A 13,196-nucleotide genomic window follows, 5' to 3' on the forward strand; every position below is an offset into this window, starting at 1 on the left:
TCGCCGCGTGGCTGGCCGGATCCGTGATGTTGATATCGCACTCGTACGTGAACGTTCCCCGATCGCCGACGTCATCGGCGAACACATCCAGTTGCGCAACGCGGGCGGAGGCAACCTCAAGGGCCTGTGCCCCTTCCATGATGAGAAGTCCCCCTCGTTCAACGTCACCCCAGAACGCGGCATGTACTACTGCCTGGCGGCCGAGACGCGCGTGCTCACCTGGGAGGGCGTTCGGCCCATCGCCGAACTCGCCGGTGGTGTGCACCGCATCCTGGCCGCTGACGGCACCTGGGTGGATGCGCCGTTCAAGTCCTTCGGCGTCCAGCGGTTGATGCGCCTCGTGCTGAGCCGCAACGGTCAGACGAAGGAGATCTTCGCGACGCCCGAGCACCGGTGGTTCGTCAAGTCGGGCAAGAAGCGCGACAAGCGCGCCGAGGTCATCACCAAGGACCTCAAACCCGACCACCGGCTGGTATCGGTGTTCGCGGGGTCCAGGATCAAGCGCACGAGGCCCTCACCCTTCGGGGTCGCCCATGGGATCACCTTCGGGGACGGCACCAGGGCGGGCACGGGCAGCAGGGCCACGCTGGACGGCGTCAAGGACGCGCAGCTGCTCAAGTGGTTCCCGAACAGCTACGTCACCGAGGGCCATGGCGGCGCCTCGGCTCGCACGCAGCTTCTCGTGCACGATCTGCCGCGCGCCTTCAAGGACCTCCCGCCTCTCGATGAGTCGGTGTCCTACCTGTACGGCTGGCTCGCCGGCTACGTCGCGGCCGACGGCCACGTCGCGAAGGACGGCACGGTGATGCTCAACTGCGCGGACAGGGCGACGCTCGAGTTCGTCCGCGCGGTCTGCACCAGGTTGGGCATCGGAACCTACGGCATCACCGAGCAGATCCGCGAGGGATTCCCCGGCCGACCGCTCAGCTCGATCTTCCGAGTCCACTTCGTCAATGACGATCTCACCGAAGACTTCTTCCTGATCGACGATCATCGCCTGCGTTACGTACGGTCGACCAAGTCCTTCGCCAGGCTCGGCTGGGTTGTGCAATCGGTCGAGGAGACAGATCGTGTCGAGGAGGTGTTCTGCGCCACCGTCGAGCACGGTCATGCGTTTGTCCTGGAGGATAACCTTCTGACCGGCAATTGCTTCGGCTGCGGCGAGGGCGGGGACGTCATCACGTTCGTGGAGAAGCTGGAGCACCTCACCTTCAGCGAGTCCGTCGAACGGCTGGCGCAGCGCGCCGGGATCATGCTGCAGTACGAGCAGGGCGGCTACGTCCCCAAGCGCGACCACGGCGAGCGCGCCCGGCTGATCGAGGCGCACAAGGTCGCCGCCGAGTTCTACGTCGAGAAGCTCATGACGCCGGACGCCGCCCCCGGGCGCAAGTTCCTGTCCGAGCGCGGGTTCGAGCGCGCCGACGCCGAGACGTTCGGCGTCGGTTACGCGCCCAACGAGTGGGAGGCGCTGACCCGGCACCTCATGGGCCGCGGGTTCACCGCCGACGAGATCGTCAAGGGCGGCCTGGCCAAGGAGGGGCGGCGCGGGCCGATGGACCGGTTCCGCGGCAGGCTCATCTGGCCGATCCGCGACGCCACCGGCGACGTGATCGGGTTCGGGGCGCGCAAGCTGCTCGAGTCCGACGACGGGCCCAAATACCTCAACACCCCCGACTCGCCGCTCTACAAGAAGTCCCAGGTGCTCTACGGCATCGACCTGGCCAAAAAGGAGATCTCCAAGAGATCCCAGGCGGTGATCGTCGAGGGCTACACCGACGTCATGGCGTGTTACCTGTCCGGCGTGCCCACCGCGGTCGCCACCTGCGGCACGGCGTTCGGCGAGGAGCACATCAAGGTGCTGCGCCGCTTCCTGCTCGACCAGGCCGAGTTCCGCGGCGAGGTGATCTTCACCTTCGACGGCGACGCGGCGGGGCAGAAGGCGGCGCTGCGTGCCTTCGCCGACGAGCAGAAGTTCGTCACCCAGACCTACGTCGCCGTCCAGCCGGACGGGCTCGACCCGTGCGACCTGCGGGTCAAGCAGGGCGACGCGGCGGTGCGGGACCTGATCGCCTCGCGGGAGCCACTGTTCCAGTTCGCGATCCGCAGCACGATCGCCCGCTACGACCTGCGCAGCAACGAGGGCAAGATCGCGGCGCTCGACGCGGCCGCGCCGATCGTGGCCGGGATCAAGGACAGCGGGCTGCGCAAGCGCTACGCGATCGACCTCGACCGGTGGCTGGGGTTCATGGACGAGCGGTTCGTGATCCAGCGCATCTCCGAGCACGCGGGGGCGCAGGCGGGCCGCCCGCAGCGGCAGCAGCGGGCCGCGCCCATCGATCCGAACGTCCGGGTGGAGGGGGAGTTGCTCAAGCTCGCCGTCCAGCGCCCCGCCCTGCTCGGGCCGCGGTTCGACTCGCTCGACGTGCAGGCGTTCAGCTCGCCGGAGCACGTGGCGCTGTTCGGGCTGATCATGGCGGCCGGGGGAGCGGCCTCGGCGGGCAGCGGGGGCAGGGAGTGGGTGGACCGGCTCCTGGAGCAGGCGCCGGACGACGCGATGCGCGGCATGGTCACCCGGTTCGCCGTGGAGGCGATCCAGGCGGAGTCGCACGTGGAGGAGCGCTACGGCGCGGCCATGCTGGCGGCGATCGAGGCCATCTCGGTGGACCGGGCGATCGCGCAGGTGAAGACGCGCATGCAGCGGCTCAACCCGGTGGAGGAGCAGGCGGAGTACAACAAGCTGTTCGGCGAGCTGGTGGCGCTGGAGCAGCAGCGCCGCGTCCTGAGGGACCGCGCGGCGGGCAGCTAGCGGGTTTCGGGCGTCCGCGTTCGCGTACGGCGGGCGTGGCGTGATGCGCGACCCCGCTTCTCGCCGTGTATCCGGGAAATCGCGGGTTTGTCCTGCGGCGTGCCGTACGCGGGAGAAGGCCGGCCGGATGCTGGGATCTGCAGGGTTCCGGGGGGTTTCGCGCGTGCGGGAGCGGAGGGCCGGCGCCACGTCGCGCCACCCGTGCACTAACTAGACCGCGTAATTGACTTTACTTTCCTGATCAATCCAACGCTAAACATTCAATAGATCTCGATTTGATAATGATGAACGTCTTACCTTCTGTGCCAAAAATAGGTCTGCCATTTTATGGAACCAATACTGCAGACTGTGTCCCGTGGGTGCATCGGTGCTGCCAAGTGGGCCGCCATCGGTAGACCAGGTGGCGGACCTTGTCGCGAAAGGGAGAGAGCGCGGAAGCGTGACGGTCGACGACGTCGCGGCCGCGCTCGACCGATCCGAGCTACCGTCCGACGCGCTGGAACGCGTCGTGCGGATGCTCGCAGAGAACGGTGTGGAGGTCCTCGAACCGCAAGACCAGGAGGAGACCACCCGCGCCGACGAGGAGGATGTAGGTAAACGGGCGCCGACCAGCGATCTCGTCCGCATCTATCTGCGCGAGATCGGCCGCGTCCCGCTGCTGACCGCAGAGGAGGAGGTGGAGCTCGCCAAATCCATTGAGGCGGGTCTGTTCGCCGAGGACAAGCTGGGCAACGGAGTTTCCCGACTTGCTTTCCCGGAATTCAGGGAACTCGTCTGGCAGGGCACCAGGGCCAAACAACGCCTGATCGAGGCGAACCTGCGCCTGGTGGTGTCGATCGCGAAACGCTATGTTGGGCGCGGGATGCTCTTCCTCGACCTGATCCAGGAGGGCAACCTCGGTCTGATCCGCGCGGTCGAGAAGTTCGACTACACCAAGGGTTACAAGTTCTCCACCTACGCCACCTGGTGGATTCGCCAGGCGATCACCAGGGCGATAGCCGACCAGGCGCGCACCATCCGCATCCCGGTGCACATGGTGGAGACGATCAACAAGCTGGTTCGCGTGCAACGTCAGCTCCACCAGGACCTGGGTCGAGAGCCGGCGCCCGAGGAGATCGCGAAGGAGATGGACCTGCCGGTCGATCGCGTGGTGGAGATCCAGCGAATCGCGCAGGAACCGGTCTCCCTCCAGTCGCCTATCGGCGAGGAGGATTCGGACCTCGGTGACTTCATCGAGGACGCCGACGCGGTCGTGCCCATGGAGGCGGCTGCCTTCATCATGCTGCAGGACCAGCTCGACGACATCCTGGCCACTCTGTCCGACCGCGAGCAGCGCATCATCCAGCTGCGCTTCGGCCTGGCCGACGGGCATCCGCGGACGTTGGAGGAGGTGGGCAGGGAGTTCGGCGTGACCAGGGAGCGCATCAGGCAGATCGAGTCGAAGACCCTGGCCAAACTCCGCCACCCGACGCGCGCCCAGATGCTGCGCGACTACCTGGACTGAAAGGCAGCCGAGGGGGCGCCCGTCTGCGGGCGCCCCTTTGGGTCTTTCAAGGGCCTTTGGGGGTACGGCGGAGCCGGGGGACACACCACTCGCCGTCGTGCGCTCACGGCCTTCCTGGCGATTCTTCCTCGCTCACGGGGTCCCCGCCGTCACGACGCTGCGGGACGCCCCGGGATCACCACGCTTTACGAGGCGCTCGGCCCCTTTTATGAGGCGCTCGGCACCGGGATCACCACTGCGGTGATGTTGTCCCTGCCTCCGCAGCCCAGGGCGTGGCGTAACAGCTCTCGCGCGCGCTGAAGGGGGCTGCCGCTGCCCGGGACCTGGCCGTTGAAGTAGCCCCACAGGCCGTCGGTGCAGATGAGCAGCTGACCGGGGGAGTCCGGGGTCACCGTGCGGACCTTGACGGTCGGTTCGCCCGCGTCGGCGCCCAGCCAGGCGGTGAGGACGCCGGGCTGGGCCACGTCGTCCACGGTCAGCAGCGCGGGCGCGGCGCCGTCCGGCAGCCAGTAGGCGCGGCTGTCGCCCACCCACCCGACCGTGACCCGCCCAGGCCCGGCGATCGCCGACAGGTAGGTGCAGGCGGGGGCCTGCCGTACGGTGGCCGCCAGTTCTGCGACCGCGCGCAGCGCCCGGCCGAACGCGGCCCGCGTGGCGGCCTCCGGGTCGTGGCCGCCGCTCAGCGCCTCCACGAGGGCGGCGGCGCCGGTCTCGGCCGCCACGGCCGCCGCCTGGTCGGGCCTGGGGGAGGTGGAGACCCCGTCGCACACCACGCCCACGGTCAGCCCGGCCGCCTCGGTGAGGGCCATGGCGTCCTCGTTGCGGCGGTGGCGCAGGCCGCGGTCGCTCACGCCCGCCGCGCCGCAGGGGAGTTCGGCCTCGCGGTGGTCCCTGTCGCCTGGCTGCTTGAGGCCGCATCCCTCGCAGTAGCCCTCGGCGTCGACGGGGGCGGCGCAGGCCGTACAGGAGGGTTGTACGAGCCGGTGGCCGCACCCTTCGCAGAAGGAGTGCTCCGGGAGGACGCGCCAGCCGCACACGGGGCACGTCATCGTCTGTTCAGCGGCCGTCACGCTTGTCTGACCTCCTGCGCGGGGTGTGTTGGAGGACATTCACCCCCCATTTATCGGCCCAGCGCGGCGAATGTCCATGGGGAGCCGTGAAGCTGCGAAAAATCCGGATTTCGGGGCACCCTTACCCGGGTGGGGGTCGACCCTGAGTTGTCCCTGATCCGGGGGGTGAAACCCGCTACGCGGGGTCCGCAGGGCGTACCGTCGAAGACATGGCACGCATCCTTCTCATCGTCGCCGCCGTCATCGTCGGCCTCATGCTCATCGGTCCCCTTCTGGGCTTCGCCTTCACGCTCCTCAAGTGGGGGCTCATCATCGGCGGCGTCGCGCTCGCGGTGATGTTCGTCTCCAAGTGGGTCAAGAGCAACGACCACGCCCACTAACCCACAGCTCTCCCCGGACAGAGCAACCCCCTCCCCGGATCCCCGAACCCCATGAGGGGTTGCGGCCCCAGAGGGTGGCGCTCCAGTGAGGAGTGGCGGTCCCGCGAGGGCGGTAACCCCGTCAGAGAGACGGCGGACCCACCAGAGGGGCGGTGACCCTGTCAGAGGGGTCACGGTCCCATCCGGGGTGGAGGTCTCGTCAGGGGCACTCCCAAGCTCGGGGGCTGGTCATCCAAGCAGGGCGCGACTCCTTCGGGGAGTGGGCTCGGCGACGGGTGGCGCTGGGCTCAATGAGGAGCCCGCGTCGTCGGGCGATCCTCGCGTCCTTGGGTGGATCTCGCGTCCTTGGGCAGTCCTCGCCTCCCTGGACGGTCCTCGCGTCGTTGGGTGGCCGCTGAAGCGCCCGCCACCAAGAAGCGCCCGTCGCCACGAAAGACGCCCGCCACCAAGCCGCCCCCCGTGGAACGGCGAAGGCCCCTCCGGAGAGGGGCCTTCTTTGTTGCTCCCGCGATAGGACTCGAACCTATAACCTGCCGGTTAACAGCCGGCTGCTCTGCCGATTGAGCTACACGGGATCGGACTTCACGCTGTTCGCAGGGCCTTGGCCCGTCCGTTCGGCGCAGGAATAGATTAGCGCACTCCGGGAGTGCGTGTCGCATCGGTTTCGGGGTAGGCCCGGAGACAGCGGAGGTGGAAGATGCGTTACAAGATGATGTTCGCTGTCGGGCTGGGTGTCGGTTATGTGCTGGGCACCCGCGCCGGCCGCGAACGCTACGAGCAGATCAAGCGCGGCGTCCGGCGCGTCGCGGACAGCCCCACGGTGCAGGAGGCCGCGGGCCTCGTGGGCGCCCAGGTCTCCAAGGTCGCCGGCGCGGCCAAGGGCAAGGTGGGAGACGCGCTGCACCAGCGCATCCCGTTCCTCAACAGGAATGACCACCTGGACACCGGCACGGGCTGGCCAGAGGGGGAGAAGGCCGACAAGACCGGCGTCCCCTACTGACCTCACACCCCCATGCTGCGCCGTACCCCTTCGAGCGCCTGCTCGGCGAGGGCCCTCAGCCCCGGATCCTCGGGGTCGAGGCCCTCGTCGTAGAGGAACGTCCAGCCGACCACGTCGCCGCCCGGCTTGCGTCTGGCCACCAGCCGCACACCTCCCCGGCCGGGCAGGTCGACGTGCTTGCTGACCACGATCGTGGCGTTGACGCGCTCGCGCAGCGCCTCGGGCACGTTGCGCGGCTCGGGCACCCTGGCGTGGTGGCGCCGCTGCTTGGTGGTGACGACGGTCAGCAGGCCGTGCTCGTCCCACGACGCCCTGTCGATCTCCTCGTACGGCACGCGCACCCCGCCAGGCAGGTGCAGCGCGAGATCGGTCGCCACGACGTGCCCCTCGTCCGCCGCGGCGAAGGTGAGCACGCGCTCGCCCTTCTCCAGGTCCAGCGCGGCACGCGCCTCAGAGGGAAGCCGGTGGAAAACACTCATTCCTCCACCGTATCGGCGAGCAGATCCAGGGTGAGCGCCGCGCTCCAGGAGAAGTCGCGGCAGCCCCTCCCGCTGCCGTCGAAGGGGTCGAAGCACTCCCTGAACCCGGCCTGCCGTACCAGCCTGAGGGTGCCCGACGTGAGCAACTGGCCCAGAGAGCCAAGGTCGTGTACGGCTGCCGCCCGGCGCAGGAGCCAGTTGGTGTTCACCCACGAGGGCCCGCGCCAGTAGCGGGTGCGGTCGAACTGCGCGGCGCGGATCTCGCACGAAGGCACCGGGTAGCCGGTGGCGCCCATGAACCTGGCCGACTCCAGCACCTCGACCAGCGCCGTGACCTGCGCGCTGGGCAGCCCGGGGTCGAGGAGCGGGCCGAACCCGCCGACGGTGCAGAGCGGGATGAGCCGCCCGCTGCGCACGTCCCTGGCGTAGAAACCGTCGTTCCACAGCCGCTCGATCAGCGCGGACCTGATGCGTTCCGCCCGTTCCACGTGCGGCGCCGGGTCCTCGCCCGCCACCGGGGCCAGCTCGGCCAGCGCGTGGCAGGAGGCGAGCCAGATGCCGTTGAACATCGGGTCCTCGACGGCGAACGGGTGGTCGTCGCGCAAGTACTCGGCGCGGTAGCCGGCGTTGCGGTAGCGCAGGGCCAGCCAGACGTAGCGGTCGTGGTCGCTGTCCGGGTGGCGCTCGTCGAGCTCGACGTTGCGGTAGCCGTACCTGATCTCGGGGAGGGCGGACAGCGGCTCGTCCCAGGCCGGGCTGTCGTCCATGCCGGACTCCCACGGGTGCACGATCGCGGCCAGCCCCCCGCCGCCGAGGTCGCGCTCGCGGGCCAGGTAGTCGTGCTGAGCCCTTAATGCGCCGAACGCCTGCCGTACGAAGGTGTCGTCGCCGGTGTGCTTCCACACCCACCACACCGCCAGCGCGTGCAGCGGCGGCGCGGTGAGCCCCGAGGTGAGGACGTTGGACGGCGCGGCCTCGATGTCCTGCGAGCGCCAGACGGCAGGGCCGGGAAAGTAGGCCTCAGGGGTGTGGAAGACGATGTGCGGGAGCATCCCGGTGGCCCACTGGCCGTCGAGCAGGCTGAGCAGCTCGGTCCTGGACCGGTCGGGCAGGTGCCTGGCCAGGCCGATGGCGACGAACGCGGAGTCCCAGCTCCACTGGTGCGGGTAGAGACCGGGAGCGGGGATGGTGGAGGAGCCCGTCCAGTTGGCTTCCAGCACGGCCAGCGCCTCGCGCCCGAGCGCGGCGTCGTCAACGGCGGGCCGGCCTTCCATCAACCAACTATGCGCGCCCCGGGGCCAAGAGAACAGCCGCTGTCATAGATCCCTTTTGGGGTGGTTATTGTGGATCAATGGCCAACATCGCTGTCTTCGGCGCGGGTTACATCGGTCTCGTCACCGCCGCCTGCCTGGCCGACCTCGGGCACACGGTCGCGGTGCGCGACATCCAGCAGGACCGCGTCGACCGGCTGCGCGCCGGTGAGGTGCCCATCCACGAGCCGGGGCTGGGCGAGCTGATCGCCCGCAACACCGAGCGGCTCACCTTCACGCTCAACGCCGACGACGCGCTGGCCGGGGCCGAGATCGTCTACATCTGCGTGGACACCCCGCCCACGATGGCCGGCGACGCGGACCTTTCGCGGGTCTGGTCGGTCGTCAACTCGCTGAAGGGCGCGACGGACCTGCGGGCCGTGGTCGTCAAGAGCACGGTGCCGGTCGGCACCGGGGCGCGGGTGCGTTCGGTGCTCAACGAGGCGGGTCTCGCGCACGTCGGTTACGCGGCCAACCCCGAGTTCACCGCCGAGGGGCGCGCGGTCGCCGACTTCATGACGCCCGACCGGGTGGTCATCGGCGGCTCGGACGAGGCCACCGTACAGCTGATCGCCGACCTGCACCGGGGCGTGGACGGGCCGGTCGAGATCATGGACGTGGCGTCGGCCGAGATGGTGAAGCTGGCCAGCAACGCGGCGCTGATGACGAAGATCAGCTTCATGAACGAGATCGCGGTGCTGTGCGAGCTGACCGGCGCCGACGTGGAGCTGGTCGCGCACGCCGTCGGGCTGGACCACCGGATCGGCGGCCACTTCCTGCAGGCGGGCATCGGGTGGGGTGGCAGCTGTTTCCCCAAGGACTCCGAGGCGCTGAAGCAGCTCGCCAGCAACACCGGGCACCACCCGCAGCTGCTCAACGCGGTCATCGAGGTCAACAACCTGCAGAAGCGGCGGGCGATCCAGAAGCTCAAGCAGGCGCTCGGGTCGCTGGAGGGCACCCAGATCGCGCTGCTCGGGATGACGTTCAAGCCGGGTACGGACGACATGCGGGAGTCGCCGAGCACGGTGCTCGCGGCGCGGCTGCTGGCGGAGGGCGCGAAGGTGCGGTGCTGGGACCCGCTGGCCGCGCAGGACCTGGCCGAGCCGTGGGCGTCCACGACGCGGCACGACAGCCCGCTGGAGGCGGTGACGGGCGCGGACGCGGTGATCCTGGCCACGGCCTGGCCGGAGCTGCGTGAGGTTTCGTGGGAGCAGGCGCACGGGCTGATGCGGCGGCCCGTCGTCTTTGACGGACGCAACCTCCTCGACCCGCCCGCCATGCGCACCCTCGGCTTCACCTACATGAGCGTCGGCCGCGCCTGACCCATCCTGCTGGGGGTTCTAGGTGTTCTTCTGCTGGGTGGGGAAGATGCCGTAGAGGGCCCAGCCGGCGCCGAGCACGACGGCGCCGACCGCCGCGATCACCCCGAGGTTGCCGGTGCCCACCAGGGCGAGGATGGCGATGAGCGCGCCGTAGAGGATCGACAGCGCCAGCATGATGGACCGGTACAGGTTCTTGTTCATGCCCACCACGATCCGCCATGATCAAAGCCGGGAGTATCCACCGATCGGCGGACATATGTCGGAAGATGTCTGGGCGCGGTCGTACCCGTTCTGGGACGCCTACTTTGGAATCGTCCTGGTCGTCACCATCGCCCTGGTGAGCGCCGACGGCGAGCAGCCCGGCCACGTGCGAGCCGTGGCCATAACCCTGCTGGTCTTGCTGTCCGTCGCCTACGCCCTGGCCGGGCGCAGGGCGGTGCGCGGCGCCAGGACGAGCAGGCACGGCTACTGGTACGGCGCCGCCATGCTCGTGCTGTTCATCCCCGCCGCCCTCATGGTGCCCGCCACCGCCGTCGCGCTGTCCGCGCTCGCGCCGCAGGCGTTCATGTCCTTCCGCCCGCCCCTGGCCACCTCGCTCGTGGTCACGCTGTTCGCCGGGCCCGCCATCCTGTTCGCGGTGTCCGCCGACGTCAGCCCCGTGCTCGTCGCGTGCGTCAGCGTGGTGATCCTCTCGTCCAGCGCGCTGCTCGGTGTCTTCATCGACCGCCTCGGGGCGCAGAACACCGAGCGGGCCAGGCTGATCGCCGAGCTGGAGCGCACCCGCGCCGAGCTGGCCGAGGTGAGCAGGGAGGCGGGCGTGCTGGCCGAGCGCGAACGGCTGGCCGGGGACATCCACGACACCCTCGCCCAGGGGTTCACCGGCATCACGCTGCTGGTCCAGGCGGCCGAGGCGGAGCTGGGCGAGAGCAGGCACCTGACGCTCGCCGTACGGACCGCTCAGGAGAACCTGGCAGAGACGCGCGCGCTCATCGCGGCGCTCGCGCCGCCGAGCCTGGCCGACGCGTCGCTGGAGGAGGCGCTGCATCGCCTCGCCAAGAACTTCGAGACCCCGGCCAAGGTGCTGGTGGAGGGTACGGCCAGGCCGCTGGCGCCGGCGACGGAGCTGGCCCTGCTGCGCGTCGCCCAGGAGGGCCTGGCCAACGTGCGCAAGCACGCCCGCGCGAGCGCGGCCGAGCTCGCCCTGGTCTACACCCCGCAGTCCGTACGGCTGACGCTGACCGACGACGGGTGCGGCTTCGACCCCGAGGCGGCCAGGGACGGCTTCGGGCTCAGGGGGATGCGCGGCCGCGTGACCAGGGCGGGCGGCACGCTGAGCGTCGCGAGCGAGCCGGGCGCCGGGACCGCGCTGACCGTGGAGCTCCCGTGCTCAGCGTCCTGATCGTGGACGACCACCCCGTGGTCCGCGCTGGGCTGCGCGGCATGCTGGAGGCGGAACCCGGCCTGGAGGTGGCGGGGGAGGCGGGCTCCGGCGACGAGGCGGTGGCCGTCGCCCCCCGGCTGCGCCCCGACGTGATCCTCATGGACCTGCGCATGCCGGGCGGCGACGGGGTGAGCGCGATCAGAAGGCTGCCCGGCCACGCCGTACTCGTGCTGACCACGTTCGAAGGGGACGTGGACGCGGCGGTCGAGGCGGGCGCTGCCGGGTTCGTGCTGAAGAACGCCTCGCGCGAGGACCTGGTGGCGGCGATCCGCGCGGTGGCGTCCGGCTCGCGGATCGGGGTGCGCCCCAGGCGGGCGGGCCCGGTGCTGTCGGCCAGGGAGCTGGAGGTGATCGAGCTGGTGGCGCGCGGGCTGACCAATCCCGAGATCGCCAGGCGGCTGTTCATCGGCGAGGCGACCGTCAAGACGCACCTGCTGCGGATCTTCGCCAAGCTCGGCGTGTCCGACCGGACCTCGGCCGCGATCACCGCGATGGAACTCGGCCTCGTTCACTCCGCGTGATTATCCATTTACTGGGACAAGACCCGTGTTCGGCGGTGAAAATGTGATTTGCCGCGCCGGGCCTGGATGACTCCTGCGTGGCGAGCCGCGGACATCCACCCGGCGGTGAGGAAAGGGCGCCGCACCAGGACCGTGTCACCGACCCGGAATCGGCGACGCGCTCCGCAAGGCAGGAATGTGCTGGTTACTGCGTGCGTACCTGGATCAGGTCCCTGCGTCCCTTCGACGGTCTCGCCGTGAACTCCGAGATCGCCGTGCACTCGCTCATCGACAAGACGATCGACCTTCGTGAGGCCGAGCGGTTCATCAGGCTCTTCCACGCGGAGAACCCGGAGGCTGGAAACCTGCACGACCGGCTGCATCAGGTGGTCAGAGACGTGTCCAGATCGGGCACCTACACCCACACGGCGGCCGAGCTGGAGTTCGGCGCGCGGGTCGCCTGGCGCAACAGCAACAGGTGCATCGGCAGGCTCTACTGGCGGTCGCTGCGGGTGCGCGACCGCAGGAAGGTCTCCAGCGCGGAAGGCGTGGCGCTGGAGTGCGTGACCCATCTGCGGGAGGCGACGGGGGAGGGGAAGATCAGGCCGACGATCACCGTGTTCGCGCCGGACACGCCCAGGCGGATGGGGCCGCGGATCCTGAACGAGCAGCTGATCCGCTACGCCGGGCACCGCAGGGGCGACGGCAGCGTGGTCGGCGACCGGCGCAACGTCGCGCTCACCGACCTGGCGCGGTCGCTGGGCTGGCGCGGCGGCTCAGGCCGGTTCGACGTGCTGCCGCTGGTCATCCAGGCGGGGTCGCGGGTGCCGCTGCTGTGCAACCTGCCGGGGGACGCGGTGCTGGAGGTGCCGATCGTCCATCCGGAGTACCCGTGGTTCGCCAGCTTGGGACTGCGCTGGCATGCCGTACCGGCTATTTCGGATATGTGTTTGGAGATCGGCGGGATCTGCTACCCGTGCGCGCCGTTCAACGGGTGGTACATGGGCACCGAGATCGGCGCGCGCAACCTGGCCGACGCCGACCGCTACGACCAGATCCCGGTGATCGCCGGACGGCTGGGCCTGGACACCAGCAAGGAGCGCACGCTCTGGCGCGACCACGCGCTGGTGGAGCTGAACGTGGCCGTGCTGCACTCCTTCGAGGCGGCGGGGGTGACGATGACCGACCACCACACCGAGGCGCGCCGGTTCATGACCCACCTGGAGCGGGAGGAGAAGGCGGGGCGGACCTGCCCGGCCGACTGGTCGTGGATCGTGCCGCCCATCTCCGGCTCGGCGACGCCGGTCTACCACCGTTACTACGACGAGAGCTCCCTGTCCCCGGCCTATGTACATCATCGCCCGATGGTGTAGAACTTTGTTCT

12 protein-coding genes and 1 tRNA gene are annotated in these 13,196 nt (G+C 69.6%); 8 read left to right on the plus strand and 5 right to left on the minus strand.

The genetic code is table 11. The features are described 5' to 3' along the window. The first annotated feature begins 7 nt into the window (after positions 1-7). Positions 8-2,806, plus strand: coding sequence for a DNA primase (gene dnaG / locus ACIBG8_RS52675; RefSeq protein ID WP_397350980.1), 2,799 nt, complete (start codon positions 8-10; stop codon positions 2,804-2,806). A 400-nt stretch (positions 2,807-3,206) separates the two neighbouring features. Then, positions 3,207-4,310 (plus strand): RNA polymerase sigma factor RpoD, encoded by a 1,104-nt coding sequence (gene rpoD, locus ACIBG8_RS52680; protein WP_397350981.1) that lies wholly within the window; start codon positions 3,207-3,209, stop codon positions 4,308-4,310. Between the two features lie 206 nt (positions 4,311-4,516). Here rpoD and ACIBG8_RS52685 read toward each other — a convergent pair whose 3' ends face one another. Then, positions 4,517-5,380, minus strand: a complete 864-nt coding sequence (locus ACIBG8_RS52685; RefSeq protein WP_397350982.1) for a protein phosphatase 2C domain-containing protein — start codon at positions 5,378-5,380, stop codon at positions 4,517-4,519. Between the two features lie 209 nt (positions 5,381-5,589). Here ACIBG8_RS52685 and ACIBG8_RS52690 point away from each other — a divergent pair, with 209 nt between their 5' ends. Further along, the gene (locus ACIBG8_RS52690) at positions 5,590-5,760 is read left to right on the plus strand and encodes a hypothetical protein (RefSeq protein WP_397350983.1); all 171 of its coding nucleotides are present in this window, start codon (positions 5,590-5,592) and stop codon (positions 5,758-5,760) included. 502 nt (positions 5,761-6,262) lie between these two features. Here ACIBG8_RS52690 and ACIBG8_RS52695 read toward each other — a convergent pair. Continuing rightward, positions 6,263-6,335, minus strand: a tRNA-Asn gene (locus tag ACIBG8_RS52695). 122 nt (positions 6,336-6,457) lie between these two features. Here ACIBG8_RS52695 and ACIBG8_RS52700 point away from each other — a divergent pair. After that, complete coding sequence (locus tag ACIBG8_RS52700) at positions 6,458-6,760, plus strand: YtxH domain-containing protein (protein WP_397350984.1); 303 nt, start codon at positions 6,458-6,460, stop codon at positions 6,758-6,760. A gap of 2 nt (positions 6,761-6,762) precedes the next feature. Here the strand turns inward: ACIBG8_RS52700 and ACIBG8_RS52705 are convergent, their stop codons facing one another. Together ACIBG8_RS52705 and ACIBG8_RS52710 are read right to left on the minus strand one after the other, a co-directional pair. Beyond that, complete coding sequence (locus ACIBG8_RS52705) at positions 6,763-7,239, minus strand: hypothetical protein (RefSeq protein WP_397350985.1); 477 nt, start codon at positions 7,237-7,239, stop codon at positions 6,763-6,765. Continuing rightward, positions 7,236-8,513 carry an amylo-alpha-1,6-glucosidase gene (locus tag ACIBG8_RS52710; protein ID WP_397350986.1) on the minus strand — a complete coding sequence of 426 codons (1,278 nt, stop codon included), beginning with the start codon at positions 8,511-8,513 and terminating at the stop codon, positions 7,236-7,238. The genes ACIBG8_RS52705 and ACIBG8_RS52710 overlap by 4 nt, the downstream gene beginning before the upstream one ends. A 77-nt stretch (positions 8,514-8,590) precedes the next feature. Between ACIBG8_RS52710 and ACIBG8_RS52715 the strand changes: the two genes are divergently transcribed. Continuing rightward, positions 8,591-9,871 (plus strand): UDP-glucose dehydrogenase family protein, encoded by a 1,281-nt coding sequence (locus ACIBG8_RS52715; RefSeq protein ID WP_397350987.1) that lies wholly within the window; start codon positions 8,591-8,593, stop codon positions 9,869-9,871. An 18-nt stretch (positions 9,872-9,889) separates the two neighbouring features. On the opposite strand, the gene ACIBG8_RS52720 is transcribed toward ACIBG8_RS52715, so the two are convergent. After that, the gene (locus ACIBG8_RS52720) at positions 9,890-10,072 is read right to left on the minus strand and encodes a hypothetical protein (protein ID WP_397350988.1); all 183 of its coding nucleotides are present in this window, start codon (positions 10,070-10,072) and stop codon (positions 9,890-9,892) included. 55 nt (positions 10,073-10,127) lie between these two features. Between ACIBG8_RS52720 and ACIBG8_RS52725 the strand changes: the two genes are divergently transcribed. From ACIBG8_RS52725 to ACIBG8_RS52735, 3 genes are all read left to right on the plus strand, one after another. Next, a complete protein-coding gene (locus ACIBG8_RS52725; RefSeq protein ID WP_397350989.1) occupies positions 10,128-11,270 on the plus strand; it encodes a sensor histidine kinase in 1,143 nt (380 codons plus the stop codon). Continuing rightward, complete coding sequence (locus ACIBG8_RS52730) at positions 11,255-11,833, plus strand: response regulator (protein ID WP_397350991.1); 579 nt, start codon at positions 11,255-11,257, stop codon at positions 11,831-11,833. The genes ACIBG8_RS52725 and ACIBG8_RS52730 overlap by 16 nt, the downstream gene beginning before the upstream one ends. Positions 11,834-12,024: 191 nt before the next feature. Further along, the gene (locus ACIBG8_RS52735) at positions 12,025-13,185 is read left to right on the plus strand and encodes a nitric oxide synthase oxygenase (RefSeq protein ID WP_397350992.1); all 1,161 of its coding nucleotides are present in this window, start codon (positions 12,025-12,027) and stop codon (positions 13,183-13,185) included. The last annotated feature ends 11 nt before the right edge of the window (positions 13,186-13,196 follow it).

Source organism: Nonomuraea sp. NPDC050556, assembly GCF_044457355.1.
Taxonomy (GTDB): Bacteria; Actinomycetota; Actinomycetes; order Streptosporangiales; family Streptosporangiaceae; genus Nonomuraea.